This is a genomic window from Acinetobacter sp. B-6, assembly GCF_056930735.1.
Genome location: NZ_JBXPBY010000008.1, coordinates 26,622 through 43,868, shown reverse-complemented (window position 1 = coordinate 43,868; position 17,247 = coordinate 26,622). Strand labels below are relative to the sequence as shown.

Sequence of the window (17,247 nt, the reverse complement as noted above, 5' to 3'; positions counted from 1 at the left end):
GAAAATAGAATGATTTAGGATTTCGACTACACTAGGATTTTGCAATACAATTTTCACAATCGTGATGATTTATCGTCTTCATGGATGTCGTCGAATGAAAAGTTTTTATTTGAAATTGCTGATATGAATGGATCATCGCTGAAGCTTGATCAAATAAAGATTAGAAAATATGCTCCAATTTATCCATCAACTGCTCCATAAAGGCATTCAATGTATTTCTCCATGCTTACTGTGCGGCATTGACCAACAACAAGCTCACTCCTTATGTCAAGACTGTTGGAATCAACTCCCTTGGTACAAACAATCCATAGAGCGACATGAACAACAAATACTTTGCGCACATCACTATGATTTCCCAATTGATCGCATCATTCAAACGTATAAATATGAGCAACAATTACAATATCAAAACGTGCTTGCACATAGTTTATTGAACTTAAGATTTTCCAGAGTTCAAGCGATTGTTCCTATGCCCATTTCAACCGAGCGCCTTAAAGAACGGGGTTATAACCAAATGTTGATTGTGGCTAAAATTATGGCAAAACAATTAAAAATTCCTGTTTGGCAACCCGTGGTTCGACAAGCTCAACATTCACAAAAAGGCTTAAGTCGAGTTGAACGACTGGAAAACATTGAGCATCAATTTCGAACCATTCAATCCGAAAAGAGAAAATATAAAAAAGTATTGATTGTGGATGATGTGGTCACAACGGGAAGTTCAATTCATGCCCTCACCCAAGCTTTACAACGTTTGGGCTGTCAGCAGATTTCTAGTCTTTGTATTGCAGCAGCACATCCATCTATGAAATGATCATTGCAATAATTTAAAGAATAATGCTTGTTAAATTCATTTGACTTAGCTTAAAAATTTTCCTTACACCAAGGGATCACCACTTCTCTTGTTAAGGGTGCCAATAACGTCTGTTGATCGTCTAAATCAATCCACTTCATTTCAGCAATTTCTGCATCAATTTTCGGTGCATCAGGTAAATTAACTTGATAGACATAACTCACCAACTGATGCCCTACCTCATTCGCAGCTGAAGTTTCAAATCTACCAATATAGTGTTTAATCTCAGCTTGAACACCTATTTCCTCTGCGATTTCACGTAACATGGTCTGTTCAGGTGCTTCATTTGGTTCCAACTTCCCACCAACTTGCATAAAAAACTGTGTATTCTTTTTTCGTACCAGTAATAATTGATTTTGATTATTTAAAATCACAGCGGCAGCTACAGTAATTACATTCATCATTCTAAGGAACATTAAAAAACACAATATATTGTGACATTAATAAAATTAAAAACAATATGTTGTGTTTTAAAAATTAGCGAAACAAACTGAATAAAGCACTAACCAGTAAATTAAGTTTTAATCTAATTTTACCAATTCCTCACGCTCTTTAACGCCCCACTTTGGTTCTGGTGCTTGATAGGCTTTAAACTGAGCCAAAATATCCTCAATTGATGCAGAATGAATCAATTGATCTGTAAATCTTGCCTTAGAAAATCCTTTGTCTGTGGTCAACTGTATAAATTTCAACAAATCATCATAAAACCCTTCAACATTTAAAAATGCACATGGTTTTAAATGAATGCCGAGTTGCGCCCAAGTCCATTGTTCAAAAATTTCCTCAATCGTCCCTGCACCACCCGGTAATGCAATAAAGCCATCAGACAATTCAGACATTTTTGTTTTACGTTCATGCATATTTTTCACAATATGAAGTTCAGTGAGCCCGGGATGTGCCAGCTCACGATCCACAAGACCTTGAGGAATCACACCAATTACCTGACCACCTGCCACCAATGCGCTGTCAGCGACGATCCCCATTAAGCCTGAACGCCCACCACCATAAACCAATGTTTGACCATGCTTGGCGATAGTTTCACCAGTCAGTTGTGCAACATCAGCAAAAATCTGATCTGTACCTAAGGATGAACCACAAAAAATAGCAATAGAATTCATAAATTTAACCTAATTTTAATTTAGTCATGCTAAAAATATAGACGAACAATAAAGATTTTTTTTACAAAAGAGCGTTGTAAGCAGTGTTTTTCCTAAAATCCTTGTCTAAAATACACACATCAAATTGACACCACACTGCGCAAGGGAGAAAAGACACAATGCTTGAAGCCTTTTACGCCACTGAGCGCGGTAGCTTAGAAGATGCAACCATTAATGGTGGATTCGACCTACATCCTGAATTGGTTTGGGTTGATCTTATTGCACCTTCACAAGAAGAACAAGAATGGGTTTTAGATGCCTATGAGCAAAACTTACCAACCCTCAAATCTTTAGAAGACATTTCATCTTCTGCACGATTTTACCGTGATGATGATGGTATTCTACATATCAGTACGTATTTTTTAACAAAAAATAAAAATTACCAAGTTGAGGGTGATCCAGAAGACACCTCGAATATGCTGGCGAATGTACAAACCGTTGCTTTTATCTTGCATAAAGAGCGTTTATTTACTTTGCGCGGAGAGAAACTGGTTGCCTTTCGCGCCTTCCGTGCACGTGCTCGACGTAATGATTATGAAATCGACTATAAAGATCCAACTTGGATTCTTCTCGGTTTACTCGAAGCGAAACTTGATGAGCTTGCGGATATCTTGGAAGATATCCACAGAGATTTAGAACTGTACTCTACTGAAGTCCTCAACGTACGTCATCGTGAGATGATTCTCGACCTTGATGATATGATTACACGTCTTGCACAAAAAGAGGACATGCTTGGAAAGGCACAGCTCTGTTTAATTGATTTACGCCGTGTTCTCACCTTCTTATCGCGTCCTCGTGCATTGGGTAGTCATATTTATGATGCTGATATCCGAGAGTTAAGCGAAGACGTACGTTCTCTTGTTGAACATGATGCCTTCCTATTTCAAAAAGTCCGCTTCTTACTCGACACGACTTCTGGATTCATTAACACTGAACAGAACGATACGATTCGTCGATTCTCGATTTTACCCAGCATGCTTGCACCCCCCATGTTGATCGCCAGCATCTATGGAATGAACACTGAAATTCTTCCTTTTGCTCATGGGCATTGGAGTTTTTACGTTGTTATTTCATTGTTGATCGCATTTTTTGTTGGTCCATTGGCTTACTTTAGATGGAAAAAATGGATCTAAAACTAGTGGGTTATATGGCTTTTTCAGCATAAGCGATGAATATTTTAATCAGTATTTTAGGACACAAAGTTCAATTCAATAAAAAAGCACCTGATGGTGCTTTTTTATTGAGAAGTGATTTAAATCAATTTCAAATCATCTTGCAAATGACAAGCCTGAATGATTTTCATCATTTTTTCTGGCACTGCTTTAAATTGTAACCCTTGTAAATCAGGGGTTTGACGCAGCCATTGTACAAAGACAGACAGTGCAAGCGTACTACCATGTTCAAGCTGAGACAGATTTACCGTCAATGGAAAGTTTTTCTCACTTTGAATAACTTTCAAGCCATTTAAATAATAACTTTCCGCATTTTCATAAGCAATTTTACCACTGACATATAATTCCTGATTCTTAAATTCAATCACTTGCTTACACCTATCTTAGCTCAATGAGATACGCTTATTTTTTTACAGCAGCATCTGCATCTGGTTTAAATGTTGCAATGGCTTTATCGATATTACCGCCATTACGTTGCACATTTGCCGCAAATTGATTACGGAATTGCAAACCTAGATCAATACCAGACACATTTAAATTACGCACTTTCCATTGGCTACCTGCATCAGATAATTGGAAAGAAACTGGAATTTTTTCACCGTTGTTATTGAAATCAATCGTCACAACAGGGAATTTGCTATTGGTCGCTTTATAAGGACGCATTGTATAGGTCTGGTTTGAATACTTCGCAAAAGCACTACCATAGTTTTCAATCAAGGTATTACGGAAGTTTTGTTCAAATTGAGCACGTTGCGCTGGCGTACTGCTATTGGCATAAGTCCCCATCACGATACGTGTAAAAGCTTGACCATCTACAAACGGATCAAGATTCTGACGGACAATCGCTTTAACCGCAGCTGGATTATTTTGTAATTTACCATGCTCTGCTTTTAGGCGTGAAATCAAACCATCAGCAACACGTTTAACAAAGGCAGGCGGTGCTTCCGCTGGCGCAGCTTGAACAGCTGTAGCGACCATCGTAGCCAAAACACTTGCAGTCAAAGTTTGTTTTAATAACATATTCATTTCAATAACTCCTCTAATGCTTATTCAACGAATGAAGTTTGAGCATCAGTTGTTTCAGTGGATGCAGATGTGTCTTTAGCATCTGATGCGCCAGTCGATGTCTTTCCAGCACCACCCGTAATAAATTTGGTAATCAAATCTTCTAGATCCATCGTACCTTGTGTATTGGCAATACTTTCACCGCGTTTAATATAGTTAATGCCGCCACCAGGAACGATTTTCAAATATTTTTCGCCTAAAAGACCATTGGTTGCGACCATTATGTAAGCATCTTCATCAATATTTGTGATGGATTTCATGTTACTTAAAAGTTGCGTTTCCATTTCTTTTTGTTTCTCAGGCGTAGCTGCCTGATAATCTGCACTGTAATGCAAATCACCTAAAGCATTTTCTTTGACTTTTTTCAGCTGCTCAGCATTAAACGTCGTCAATGAACCATCTAAATCAAATTTAACTGTCGCTTGACGGGTCACTGGATCAAGTGTAATTGCATCAACTTGACCAATTTTAACACCACTCATTGTAACTTTTGCACGTGGTTTTAAACCATTCACATTGTCAAATGTTGCAGTCATTTCATAACTGTCTTTTAAGTTTGTGCCGACCAAGCCACTCACTTTCATTGCTAAAAAGAATAGAGCGATACCAAAGATGATGACAAAAACACCTACGGTCAACTCACTAGTACGTGATTTCATTAAACACCTCCGAACATGACCGCAGTCAACACGAAATCAAAACCTAAAACACATAGTGATGAATACACAACAGTACGTGTTGTAGATGTTGCGATTCCCTCAGATGTTGGTTCACAGGCATAGCCTTGATACACCGCAATCCAAGTACAAATTAAAGCAAAGACTAAACTTTTGATGATGGTGCCGTTAAAGACATCTTTCATAAACTGGGTGCTGCTTAAAATGCCACTCCAATACGAACCTTCGTCTGCACCTAGAAAATCCACTCCAACCATTTTCCCGCCCATAATGCCGATTGCGGCGAAAATGACAGAAAGCATTGGTAAACTCACAATACCTGCCCATAAACGTGGTGAAATTACACGTTTCAAAGGATCAACACCGATCATTTCCATACTGGATAATTGTTCTGTGGCTTTCATCAAGCCTATTTCAGCAGTCAAAGCAGAACCTGCACGACCTGCAAAAAGTAAGGCAGCGACCACGGGTGCAAGCTCACGCAACAACGTCAAAGCTACAGCAGCGCCTAGCATCGCCTCACTACCAAAAGTCACCAAAATGTTATACATCTGTAGACCTAGAACTGCACCGATAAATAAACCAGATACAGCAATAATCAACAAAGATAAAACACCGACACGATACATTTGATAAATGAACAGCTTTACACCCAGTATTGTGGGAAGCGAAAATAAGATTCGCAACAACATCAGCATTGCTACACCAATGCCTTGAACACGTTCTAGAACGCGTCTACCTAATAAGGCAATAGCATTCATGAACTCACCTCATTGCTTAAATAAGCTTGATGGCTAAATTGATAATCCACAGGTCCTTCAACAGATCCTGTTAAAAATTGCTGCACAAATGGAGAAGCATGTTGTTTTAATTGCTCAGGCGCGCCTTCACCTTGTACTTTGCCTTCTGCCACCACATAAATATAGTCAGCGATAGACAATGTTTCATCCACATCATGTGAAACAATAATCGTGGTGAGATCTAGTGCTTCTCGTAATGAACGAATTAAACGCGTTAAAACGCCCATCACAATCGGATCTTGTCCGGCAAAAGGTTCATCATACATGATCAAATCTGGATCAAGCGCAATGGCGCGTGCCAGAGCAACACGTCGATTCATCCCACCTGAAAGCTCAGCAGGCATAAGTTTTTCAGCACCACGCAAACCGACTGACTCTAGTTTAAGCGCGACTAATTCTGCAATTAAATTTTCGGGTAAATGTGTATGTGCGCGAATTGGAAATGCGACATTTTCATAGACCGTCATATCTGTAAATAATGCACCACTTTGGAAAAGCATCCCCATACGTGCGCGAGCAGAAAAAAGCTCACTACGTGACATTGACGCAATGTTTTTTCCATCAAGTAATACTTGCCCCTCATCAGGGCTTAGCTGACCACCAATCAAACGCAATAAGGTCGTCTTACCCGTACCTGATGGACCCATGATTGCAGTAATTTGCCCACGACGAATTTTTAAATCCACGTTGTCGTAAATTACACGCTCACCACGGTTAAAACTTAAATTTTTGACTTCAATTAAAGCTTCAGCTTCGGAATGGCTTTGCTTATTCATAGCTGAACATTTTCCTGCATTTACCAGCTCAGATACTATACTCTGAAATATCTGTATTTTTTGTAATTAAAAGATAAAACTACGGCTTTAAACTCATATGTATTGTTTAAATAATATCATTTAAATCAAATGCATTGTTTTTTTACTTCTAAATTGCAGTGTTTTAATTGTACAACGCCAGCTTATTTGAAAATGAAGCTATAAAAGAAATAACCTACATTGGAAATCAATAAAGCTGAAAACATGTATAACATAATTGCCTCAAAAAAACTCATCGCCTTCATTTCAGACTCAATATCTCACAGAATAGAACAACCTAACTGTTTCATTAAATAAATTGAACTGCATCACATTTTATTTTACCAAATACTTTTCAACTTGCAATAAAAAACCAGCCGAATGGCTGGTTTTTTATTGCAAAGGCTTAATTAGTCATTGAATTTACGACGTGGACGGTCTGAGTTAAATTCACGCTTTGGACGATCTTCACCGCCAAAAGAACGTTTAGGACGGTCTGAATTAAACTCACGTTTTGGACGATCTTCACCACCAAAAGAACGTTTAGGACGGTCTTCAAAACCACCTTCACGGCGTGGACGATCTGAGTTAAATTCACGACGTGGACGATCTTCACCAAAAGAACGTTTAGGACGGTCACCGAAGCTACCTTCACGACGTGGTTTATAATCTACACTGTTGCCACGGTTGTCATCATTGAAACGTGGTTTATCATTAAAACCACCTTCACGACGTGGACGATCTCCGAAGCCACCTTCACGGCGTGGACGATCTGAATTAAATTCGCGACGTGGACGATCTTCACCACCGAAAGAACGCTTAGGACGGTCTTCAAAACCACCTTCACGACGTGGGCGATCCGAATTAAATTCGCGACGTGGACGGTCTTCACCACCGAAAGAACGCTTAGGACGATCTTCGCCATAAGATGGACGATCACCACGAGGTTTGTCATCGAAGCTACGACGTGGACGATCATCACCGCCTTCACGACGTTTGAAGTTTGATTCACCTTCAAAACGACGTCCGCCACCGAAACCACCACGACCGCCATCACGACGACCACCGCCGTTACGACCACGACCACCATCACGACCACCACGTGCAGGAGGTGGAGATGGCTCTAAACCTTCAATTTCAGAAACACTTAAACGCGCTTCCAAATAATCTTCTAAAGCACGAATTTTTCCGCGCTCACGGTAAGTCGCTAAAGTGATTGCTTTACCAGTACGACCTGCACGACCTGTACGACCGATACGGTGTACATAATCTTCGTTCTTCATTGGAAGACCAAAGTTAATTACGTGTGAGATTGTTGGTACGTCAAGACCACGTGCTGCTACATCTGTAGCAACAAGGATTTTTGCACGACCTTCACGGATACTGCGTAAACGACGGTTACGTACAGTTTGTGGCATAGCACCATGAAGCGCAACAACAGAAAGACCCGCTTCTGCAAGCTCTTCAGCCAACATATCTGTATCTTCTTGAGTTGATGCGAATACAACTGCTTGATCGACGTCTTCTTCATTTAACCAATGGGTAAGCAATTTTTTCTTATGCTCAAAACCATCAGTCCAATGTAAGGTTTGGGTAATGTCGGTATTGGTAGAATGACCTGTTTCAATTGCAATACGTTCTGGATCATTCATCATGCGTTCAGCAAGGTTAATGATACGTGGTGCAAATGTTGCAGAGAACATTAATGTTTGTTTACGATTTAAAGCCAAATCACTAATTGCTTCTAGGTCTTCAGAGAAACCTAAATCAAGCATACGGTCAGCTTCATCTACAATCAAAGCATCAACTGAATCAAGTTTGATTTGACGACGGTTCACAAGGTCAAGTAAACGACCTGGAGTTGCAACAACAACTTGTGCACCTTTTAATTGTTGGATTTGCTTACCAAAAGGCATACCACCCATAATCGCAGCAACACGTACACCTTTCATGTGACGTACAAATGCAATCGCATCTTGACATACTTGTTGTGCAAGTTCGCGAGTAGGTGAAATCACCAAAATATTCGGTTGAGTGACTGCTTTCATACGTTCTTTAAATGGTACAAATGTATCTTGACCAGCTAAAGCATTTAACGTTGGGAGTAAGAATGCAGCAGTTTTACCAGAACCAGTTTGGCTTGATACTAAAAGGTCTTTGCCTTCTAAAGCCGCTGGGATAGATAATTCTTGAACAGGAGTCGGTGTAGTAAAACCAAGACTCTCGAGTGCTTTCTGTAGCGACTCGTCTAATGAAAATTCAGCAAAAGTTTTGCTCATAGAGATATTCACCCTAATGTGGGTGCTCCATTAATATATGGTCTGATGGACATCGGCAAAAAGCGGCACAGCAATAATCGCTGAAAATATAGAATCAGCGGCGATCCGAGAACGACGATGCGTATAACGCACATTTGATAACAGCCGCAACCTGAAGGAATCGCTTAAGCGATTGGGTGGGGCGCGAAATATTGTCCTCTCTTTGGACCGGACGCGCATACACAATATAGAAGAGAATGTTCAGGTAATGAACGAAATTTAGTGCGTGCGCGGAGTATAGCAGAATTTATAATAATGTCACGAAGTTTTATTGTTTTTTCCTGTATCATTCACTTATTGTTGCCTTATTAGAATGAAATCAAAAAAACTATTTTACTTGCATTGTTCTAAATGAGCATTTTTTATTAAGTTAACATCATAAAAAAGCCTTCATTCACATGAAGGCTTTTTAAAACTCAATCTACACAAATAATTAAAAATTATTTCGCAGCTTCGCCCCATGCTGGAACAACTTGTTGCATCAATGGTTTTAACAACTTCATAGAACAAGCGATAACTTGACCATTTTCCATTGATTCTGAACCACCACGAGCATCAACAACTGTACCGCCCGCTTCTTTCACAATCAATTCACCTGCCGCAATATCCCAAGGCTTTAAACCAAGTTCAAAATAAGCATCTAAACGACCAGCAGCAACATAAGCCAAATCTAGTGCAGCAGAACCTGCACGACGATATTGTGCGCCAGCTTCAGTCACATTTAACAAAGATTCAAAGTGATTTTTTGCATAAGAAACAATTTCACCGTTACGTTTTGCACGATAAGCATGTCCTACACCAACAAAAGTATTTTCAAGGCTGTCTTTAACATTTACGCGAATACGGCGTTGGTTCAACATAGCACCGCGACCACGGCTTGCTGAGAATAACTCATCTTTTACAGGGTCATAAATAACACCGTGTTGAGTTACACCTTTATGTTGAACTGCAATAGATACACAGAAATGTGGAAAACCATTGATAAAGTTTAAAGTGCCATCAAGTGGATCGATCACCCAACACCAATCGGCATCGTGACCTTTACCTTCTTGTAGACCAAATTCTTCACCAAGGAAGCTGTGATTTTTATAACTTTTACGAAGTGTATCAATGGTAAGTTGCTCAATGTAACGGTCTACACGAGTCACTGGACCATCAATCCCTTTTTCTTCGACTTGTAGATCGAGTTTATGACGATTTTGATGCGCTTTTAAAAGCTCTTGACCAACTAATTGAGCCGCACGCGCAGCCATCACCACCATAGGTTCCATTGAACACCCACTACAAATTTGAAGATACTGATAAAGAATAATGCATAAAAGCGCAGGCATTTTAACAAATATCTGCGCTTTTTGGGAAATTTTGTTTCTAAAATTTTACATATTGAGTTTTTACAGTCATTTAAACATGTTGAACAAGTTTCAACCATGTCTGCTGAATTGAGTTTTTGATGCCATCCGCATCTAGACCACAGTCTTGAAGCATTTCAGTATGAGTTGCTTGAGCCAGAAACTCATCAGGTAAACCTAAGTTTAAAATCGGTTTTATGATTTGAGAATGTGCTAAAAATTCATTCACCGCACTTCCCGCACCTGCCATGACAGCGTGTTCTTCCACGGTAACAAATAAACTGGTTTTATCCACCAAGTCACGAATAATCTGCTCATCTAGTGGTTTAACAAAACGCATATTCACCACACGAACGGCAATATCCAGTTGTTGAGCAAGCTGTTTAGCTGCCTCCAAGGCAGGCTGGACACGACTACCAAATGCTAAAATACTCATACCTTCATCATGTTCAGTATTGAGTTCTAATAATAATTCGGCTTGACCAATTTCAAGCTCAGTCAGTTGTTGCTGGATTTCAACCCCTAAACCATTTCCTCGTGGATAACGCACAGCCGTAGGACCTGGATATAAATAGGCAGTGTGCAACATCTGACGACATTCGTTTTCGTCTTTTGGTGCCATGATCACCATATTCGGTACTGTACGCATATAAGCATAATCATAAGCGCCAGCATGAGTCGGTCCATCTTCTCCAACCAATCCCGCACGATCAATACCAAAGGTTACATCGAGATTTTGCAAAGCAACATCATGTATCAATTGATCATAACCACGTTGCAAGAAGGTCGAATAAATTGCAACAACAGGTTTTAAGCCTTCACAAGCCATACCTGCTGCTAAAGTGACTGCATGTTGCTCTGCAATCGCGACATCAAAGTAGCGTTCTGGGAATTGTTTGGCAAACTGCACCATCCCCGAACCTTCACACATCGCTGGTGTGATCGCTAACAATCGTTGATCTTGTTTGGCTTCATCACATAACCATTGCCCAAATACATCTGAATATTTCGGCGCTGAATTTTTAGCAGGCGAAGCATGCGTTTTACCGATCGCATGATATTTGATTTGATCAGCTTCGGCAGGTGCAAAACCTTTACCTTTTACCGTATATACATGGATTAAACGTGGACCTTTACGTTTTTTCAATGCATTGAATACTTGTACCAACTGCTCAACATCGTGACCATCAAATGGACCAAAATAATCAAAGCCAATTGCTTTAAATAAATTATCGGCTGCATCTGTTGCTGACTGGTGTAAACGAGAATTGTAGTCCCACTCTGGACAGTCTTGAACAAAAGCTTGCCCCTCTTCATCAATATTGATGAATTGCCCTTGTTCCCAAATTGCAGCCAAATGCTTTGCAAAACCACCTGTGCTACACGAAATAGACATATCATTGTCATTCAGTACCACAATCAAATCAGCATTGTGTGCAACAGCATCATTCATGGCTTCAAAAGCCATACCTGCTGTCATCGCACCATCCCCCACAATCGCCACGACTTCACAAGGATCTTTTTGATAACGTCGTGCTAACGCCATACCTAAGCCCGCTGAAATCGCGGTTGAAGAGTGACCAACACCAAAAGTGTCAAACTCTGATTCTTCTCGTGCAGGGAAAGCAGCCAAACCATTTTTGGAACGAATCGTGGTTAATTGTTCACGACGACCAGTCAATGCCTTGTGTGGGTAAGCTTGATGCCCCACATCCCAAACTAGACGATCTTTAGGTGTTTCAAAGCAATAATGTAAAGCGACAGTGAGTTCAATAACGCCGAGGTTTGCCCCAAAATGCCCGCCACTTTGTCCAGCAGCATACAAAATGAATTGACGCAATTCGTCTGCGACCTGCACCAATTGGCTTTGCTCAAGCTGACGTAATTGTTGAGGATGGTCTACTTCATCCAACAATGGCGTAACAGGACGTTGATTAGGTATTTCGGTATACAACATATGTGGCAAAGCCTTCTAAAGCCTGGCAAATCTAAGCTAGGTACACGGGTTAGCATGATTGTGAAAACAAATCATATCACATTCGATCAGCCACATTTATAATGATGCGTCATTGGAGACTTCCAAGTCAGCAAGTGTGCTCTTGGTGTCAATTATCATGAATAATCTATCTATATATCAACTATTATCGTGCGCTTTATACAAAAAAGAATTTTTTATCGCAAAGTTATCTATAAAAACATGCTTTTCAATTCTACCAATGTCCAAGCATTACGCTATACTTTAGCTAATTTCTAAACAAATAGATGGAAGATTCTGTGTCAATAGAGTTTGTTGCCACTTCAAAATTACCCACCGCTTATGGTGATTTTAAAATTTCTGTATTTCAAGATCCGTTGACAGGTGAAGAGCATGTTGCTCTTTCTAAGGGTTTAGAAATCGCTCCCACAGATCCTGTTTTAGTTCGCATTCATTCCGAATGCTTAACTGGTGATGCATTTGGCTCATTGAAATGTGACTGTGGTCCACAGTTACATAACACCATGAAAATGATGAATGAGGCAGGTCAAGGTGTAATTTTATATTTACGCCAAGAAGGTCGCGGAATTGGTTTAACCAATAAAATTCGTGCATATGCTTTACAAGACCAAGGTCATGATACTGTAGATGCCAATTTATTGTTAAACCTCCCTGCTGATGCTCGCCAATATGACATGTGTAGCATCATGTTGGATCATTTACAGGTTAAACAAGTCAAGTTAGTCACCAATAATCCGTTAAAACTAAAAGCGCTAACAGATTTGGGTATAGACGTTGTTGATCGTGTTCCTTTAACTGTTGGCTTAAATAAATTCAATGAAGATTATTTAAAAACCAAACACGATCGTATGTCTCATATGTATGAGAAAGATGATTTTTAATCACTGATTCGTTGCGAGTATGTTTTTGAAAAATTGCTAAACGCAGTGATAAAAACCATCGTCTGCTTGATAGTCGTAGGTATGCACTATACCTCCTCTAACGTTTAAAGCCGTTTTAGCTCAGGATGTTTTAGCTCAGAATAGAGCCCTCATAAAGATTGAGAATGATTAAAAACAACGGCATGAAGTTTTCATCAAATTGTCATTGAGAAAATCTGTGTTTCAGGCTTTCTTCGTTTTAAATGCAAATCAAAAGCCATACAAATATTACGAACAAAAGGCTTGCCTTGTTCAGTAATCACAATTCGATCTGTTTCAATTGTCAGCAAACCATCCTGTTGCATCTCGATAAGTTGCTCGATAACCTGAGCTCGTTCTGTGAAATCCATAGACGGCTCAGCCCATGAGGTCTGGAAAGCACACATTAAATTTAAAATATGCTGACGAATTTTCAAGTCTTCAGCACTCAGTACATGACCTTTCACGACAGGAATTTCATCACGGTCTAGACACGCATAGTATGCTTCCAGGTCTTTTTCATTCTGAGCAAAGCTATACCAACTATCACTGATCGAAGATATTCCAAGACCAATCATGAGTTGTGTTTTTGAAGAGGTATAGCCCATAAAGTTGCGATGCAACGTGCCAGCCTGAAAAGATTGATACATACCATCTTGTGCTAAGGCAAAATGATCCATACCAATTTCATGATAACCATGCGCTAAAAGCTGTTTTTTACCCGCTTCATACAAGGTTCGCTTCACATCATCTTTAGGAACATCATGATCTTTAAAACCACGCTGTCCATTCCCCTTGATCCAAGGTACATGCGCATAGCTATAAAAAGCCAAACGATCTGGCATAAGACTGTTGGTTAAATCAATTGTTTTCAAAACATCATTTAGATTTTGAAAAGGCAAACCAAAAACCAGATCATGTGAAATTGAGCTATAACCGATCTCACGCGCCCACTGTGTGACATTGGCCACCTGCTCAAAAGGTTGAATACGGTGAATAGCTTTTTGAACAGTATCGTTATAGTCTTGCACACCATAGCTTACGCGGCGGAATCCGAGATCATACAATGCTTGCAAATGCGCACGTGTTGTATTATTTGGGTGTCCCTCAAAACTAAATTCATAGTCTTTCGCAATATCAGCTTTGGCTAAGACACCTTGAATAAGCTGTTGTAAATGCTCTATTGAAAAAAAAGTCGGTGTACCACCACCCAAATGAATTTCTTTAATCATGGGTTTTTCTTGAAGTAATTGACAATACAAATCCCACTCTTTTAAAACGGCTTGGATATAAGGTTGCTCCATTTCATGCCGTTTGGTCACTTTCTTATGACATCCACAGAAAGTACATAAACTCTCACAAAACGGTAAATGGATATATAAGCTAATGCCCTCACTTTGATTAGACTCGTCAAAAGAACGCTTTAGGGTCTGTTTCCATTGTTGCAATGAAAAAGAACTTTCATCCCAATACGGAACTGTTGGATAACTGGTATAACGTGGACCAGCCACATTATATTTCTGAATTAAAGAACAACTCATATTTACTGCTCAGTACCATATTAAGATTTACAAACCGATAAATGCACACGAGTGCCTCTATCCTCAATCCATTGTGCTGAGCTTAAACATAGATTTCAACCTAGCGAATTGCTCGGGATTTTTTGTAAAAGACTTGAAACAGTCAATAATATTCTTATGCATTGAATCCAGTAGCAAAAGTATTCAAAAAAACATCTTCTTTTTTCAATGGTTTTCTTTTTTAATGGTTTTATGCTTTGATGTATAAAATCATTTTGTGCGCCTTTGAGGATCGTCATGCAAAACCCAACCTCTGAAGATATTCAACGTGTTCGTACGTTTCTTGTCGACTTACAAGCGCGAATTTGTTCAGCTTTGGAACAACAAGAACAATTAGGTCAAGGGACTGCAAAATTTGAAGTGGATGATTGGCAACGACCTGAGGGTGGCGGTGGTCGTTCCCGCGTTTTACAAAACGGCACAGTGATTGAAAAAGGTGGTGTGATGTTCTCGCACATCAATATTTCAAAACTACCTGCTTCTGCGACGGAGCGACATCCCGCTATAGCAGGAGCCAAAGCTCAAGCATTAGGCGTATCATTGGTGATTCATCCCAAAAATCCAAATGTGCCGACCTCTCATGCCAATGTTCGCTTATTCGTCGCTGAACCCGAAGGTCAAGAGCCAATTTGGTGGTTTGGGGGTGGTTTCGATCTGACACCATTTTATCCCAATCAAGAAGACGTATTGAGTTGGCATCAAAGCGCATTTGATTTATGCAAACCCTTTGGAGAAGAAGTCTATGCAGAACATAAGCAATGGTGTGATGACTATTTCTATTTAAAACATCGAGATGAACAACGTGGTATTGGTGGCTTGTTTTTTGATGATTTAAATCAGTGGAATTTTGAAAAATGCTTTGAATATATGCAAGCTGTAGGTAACGGTTATTTAAAAGCCATCTTGCCTATTTTTCAACGCAATCAAGATAAACCCTATACCGAAGCCCAACGAGATTTCCAGTTGTATCGTCGTGGTCGTTATGTTGAGTACAACCTCGTCTATGACAGAGGCACTTTATTTGGTTTACAAACGGGGGGGCGCATTGAATCTATTTTGGTGAGTATGCCACCGCTTGCGGCATGGTCTTATCGTCCTGAATGGGACGAACAGAGCCCAGAAAAACAATTAACCGAATATTATTTAAAACCTCATGATTGGTTATCTATACTCAAATGACCTAAAACAATTAAAAAAAGCTACCCAGTCACATGAGGTAGCTTTTTTATGCTTCATCAAAATAAGTTTTGAAAGATTTACTCACAATTAAGATGAGAATTATTCACAATAACGCAGCTTTTTAATTTAAATTAACCTTAAACTCGGCTACTATAGCAGACTTAAAATTTCCTTAATTTTTTCGATAAATTTATATTGAATATCAGAAGATTATAGCAGTTAACGCGAGAGGTTGATATGAGGAATTTATTAGAAAATCATAAACTTACACTTTCAGTAGGCATTCTGTTTTTACTGGTGTGTTCTGTTTCAACCACAATCATCTCTACCAATGATTTATCGGATAGCATTTCAATTACTTCCAGTGTTGTTTTATCGATTGGTTTTGTTGTCGTTTTTGCGATGATTTTTCTTGATTTTCTAGAATCTGTATGTAATCCATAATTCAAAAATAATTTCTCTTTTTTTAAATCTTAACAATCAAAATATAACGATTTAATCCCAAAGTACGCCAAGATACTTTTTGTTGTCTTCAACGTTTTCCCGTATATTGTTGCCACGCCTTAAAAATCAATATTATCAATACTTGGACATTGGACATGAGCAAACAATTCGCAGTCATTGGCAATCCGATTGAACATTCTCGTTCTCCTGAGTTACATCATGCTTTTGCAAAGAAAACAGGTATTGATCTGAATTACAGCAGACGTCTAGCCCCACTGGATGGTTTTGAAAGCAGTGTGCATGAGTTTTTCTCTCAAAATGGCGTAGGAATGAATGTCACAGTTCCTTTTAAAGAACAAGCTTTTGCCATGTGCACGCAACTTACTGAACGCGCAAAAATTGCCAAAGCTGTAAACACGCTATGGATGGAAAATGGTGAGCTACATGGAGACAATACAGATGGTCAAGGTCTGGTCGATGCCATTAAAGCTTTGGATTGGGACTTAAAGGATGCAGACTTGCTGATTATTGGTGCAGGTGGTGCAACTCGAGGTGTGATCTATCCGTTGGTAAAAGCAGGGGTAAAAAAAATCGTGATCGCCAACCGTACACTTGCTCGTGCTGAACAATTGGTTGCAGACTTAGCAGACAGCGTGCCTGAAGCACAGCTGATGGCTTGTAGCTTAACAGCATTACAGGGACAATTTGATCTTGTTATCAATGCGACCTCAGCAAGCCTAAGTGGTGATGCCCTTATACTCCCTGAAACATTAACATTTAATCATGCATATGAAATGGCATATGGCAAAGCATCAAGTTTTATTGAACAAGCCAAAGCACGTCAAGTTCCAAGCTCGGAAGGTTTTGGTATGTTGGTTGGGCAAGCAATAGAGGCATTTTATATCTGGAATGGTGTCCGTCCAAATCTAAAAGATTTTCTCTGAATGTATACTGATGTATAAGCTCT

The 17,247-nt window shown here is 39.5% G+C and carries 17 protein-coding genes; 6 read left to right on the top strand and 11 right to left on the bottom strand.

The window, feature by feature from the left end; translation table 11 throughout:
• Positions 1-169: 169 nt before the first annotated feature.
• Entirely contained in the window at positions 170-811 is a 642-nt protein-coding gene (locus tag AC1Z3T_RS11115; protein ID WP_100884434.1) for a ComF family protein, read from the top strand.
• Between the two features lie 50 nt (positions 812-861).
• On the opposite strand, the gene AC1Z3T_RS11110 is transcribed toward AC1Z3T_RS11115, so the two are convergent.
• A complete protein-coding gene (locus AC1Z3T_RS11110; RefSeq protein ID WP_171266146.1) occupies positions 862-1,251 on the bottom strand; it encodes an NUDIX hydrolase in 390 nt (129 codons plus the stop codon).
• A 120-nt stretch (positions 1,252-1,371) separates the two neighbouring features.
• Positions 1,372-1,968 carry an LOG family protein gene (locus tag AC1Z3T_RS11105; RefSeq protein ID WP_100884432.1) on the bottom strand — a complete coding sequence of 199 codons (597 nt, stop codon included), beginning with the start codon at positions 1,966-1,968 and terminating at the stop codon, positions 1,372-1,374.
• A gap of 158 nt (positions 1,969-2,126) precedes the next feature.
• Here AC1Z3T_RS11105 and AC1Z3T_RS11100 point away from each other — a divergent pair, with 158 nt between their 5' ends.
• Positions 2,127-3,140, top strand: a complete 1,014-nt coding sequence (locus AC1Z3T_RS11100; protein ID WP_004825220.1) for a magnesium and cobalt transport protein CorA — start codon at positions 2,127-2,129, stop codon at positions 3,138-3,140.
• A gap of 119 nt (positions 3,141-3,259) precedes the next feature.
• Here AC1Z3T_RS11100 and AC1Z3T_RS11095 read toward each other — a convergent pair whose 3' ends face one another.
• The 8 genes from AC1Z3T_RS11095 to dxs form a co-directional block, all read right to left on the bottom strand.
• Positions 3,260-3,547 (bottom strand): hypothetical protein, encoded by a 288-nt coding sequence (locus AC1Z3T_RS11095; RefSeq protein ID WP_004825222.1) that lies wholly within the window; start codon positions 3,545-3,547, stop codon positions 3,260-3,262.
• Positions 3,548-3,581: 34 nt separating this feature from the next.
• Positions 3,582-4,205, bottom strand: a complete 624-nt coding sequence (locus AC1Z3T_RS11090; RefSeq protein WP_004825224.1) for an MlaC/ttg2D family ABC transporter substrate-binding protein — start codon at positions 4,203-4,205, stop codon at positions 3,582-3,584.
• Positions 4,206-4,225: 20 nt separating this feature from the next.
• A complete protein-coding gene (mlaD, locus tag AC1Z3T_RS11085; RefSeq protein ID WP_004825227.1) occupies positions 4,226-4,903 on the bottom strand; it encodes an outer membrane lipid asymmetry maintenance protein MlaD in 678 nt (225 codons plus the stop codon).
• Positions 4,903-5,682 carry a lipid asymmetry maintenance ABC transporter permease subunit MlaE gene (mlaE, locus tag AC1Z3T_RS11080; RefSeq protein WP_004725633.1) on the bottom strand — a complete coding sequence of 260 codons (780 nt, stop codon included), beginning with the start codon at positions 5,680-5,682 and terminating at the stop codon, positions 4,903-4,905. Before mlaE ends, mlaD begins: the two co-directional genes overlap by 1 nt.
• On the bottom strand, positions 5,679-6,497 hold the full coding sequence (locus tag AC1Z3T_RS11075; RefSeq protein ID WP_100884431.1) for an ABC transporter ATP-binding protein: 819 nt from the start codon (positions 6,495-6,497) through the stop codon (positions 5,679-5,681). The genes mlaE and AC1Z3T_RS11075 overlap by 4 nt, the downstream gene beginning before the upstream one ends.
• A gap of 428 nt (positions 6,498-6,925) precedes the next feature.
• Entirely contained in the window at positions 6,926-8,794 is a 1,869-nt protein-coding gene (locus AC1Z3T_RS11070; protein WP_009586057.1) for a DEAD/DEAH box helicase, read from the bottom strand.
• Between the two features lie 479 nt (positions 8,795-9,273).
• Positions 9,274-10,104, bottom strand: a complete 831-nt coding sequence (locus AC1Z3T_RS11065; protein ID WP_004825232.1) for an inositol monophosphatase family protein — start codon at positions 10,102-10,104, stop codon at positions 9,274-9,276.
• A gap of 130 nt (positions 10,105-10,234) precedes the next feature.
• The gene (gene dxs, locus AC1Z3T_RS11060; protein ID WP_100884430.1) at positions 10,235-12,139 is read right to left on the bottom strand and encodes a 1-deoxy-D-xylulose-5-phosphate synthase; all 1,905 of its coding nucleotides are present in this window, start codon (positions 12,137-12,139) and stop codon (positions 10,235-10,237) included.
• A gap of 317 nt (positions 12,140-12,456) precedes the next feature.
• Between dxs and ribA the strand changes: the two genes are divergently transcribed.
• Positions 12,457-13,059 (top strand): GTP cyclohydrolase II, encoded by a 603-nt coding sequence (gene ribA / locus AC1Z3T_RS11055; RefSeq protein WP_100884429.1) that lies wholly within the window; start codon positions 12,457-12,459, stop codon positions 13,057-13,059.
• A 194-nt stretch (positions 13,060-13,253) separates the two neighbouring features.
• On the opposite strand, the gene hemN is transcribed toward ribA, so the two are convergent.
• On the bottom strand, positions 13,254-14,618 hold the full coding sequence (hemN, locus tag AC1Z3T_RS11050; protein ID WP_100884428.1) for an oxygen-independent coproporphyrinogen III oxidase: 1,365 nt from the start codon (positions 14,616-14,618) through the stop codon (positions 13,254-13,256).
• Between the two features lie 276 nt (positions 14,619-14,894).
• Between hemN and hemF the strand changes: the two genes are divergently transcribed.
• The 3 genes from hemF (at position 14,895) to aroE (ending at position 17,224) form a co-directional block, all read left to right on the top strand.
• Positions 14,895-15,836: an oxygen-dependent coproporphyrinogen oxidase gene (gene hemF, locus AC1Z3T_RS11045; protein ID WP_100884427.1), complete on the top strand. Its 942-nt coding sequence runs from the start codon at positions 14,895-14,897 to the stop codon at positions 15,834-15,836.
• A gap of 237 nt (positions 15,837-16,073) precedes the next feature.
• Positions 16,074-16,280, top strand: a complete 207-nt coding sequence (locus tag AC1Z3T_RS11040) for a hypothetical protein (protein WP_004825243.1) — start codon at positions 16,074-16,076, stop codon at positions 16,278-16,280.
• 155 nt (positions 16,281-16,435) lie between these two features.
• Positions 16,436-17,224: a shikimate dehydrogenase gene (gene aroE / locus AC1Z3T_RS11035; RefSeq protein WP_100884426.1), complete on the top strand. Its 789-nt coding sequence runs from the start codon at positions 16,436-16,438 to the stop codon at positions 17,222-17,224.
• The last annotated feature ends 23 nt before the right edge of the window (positions 17,225-17,247 follow it).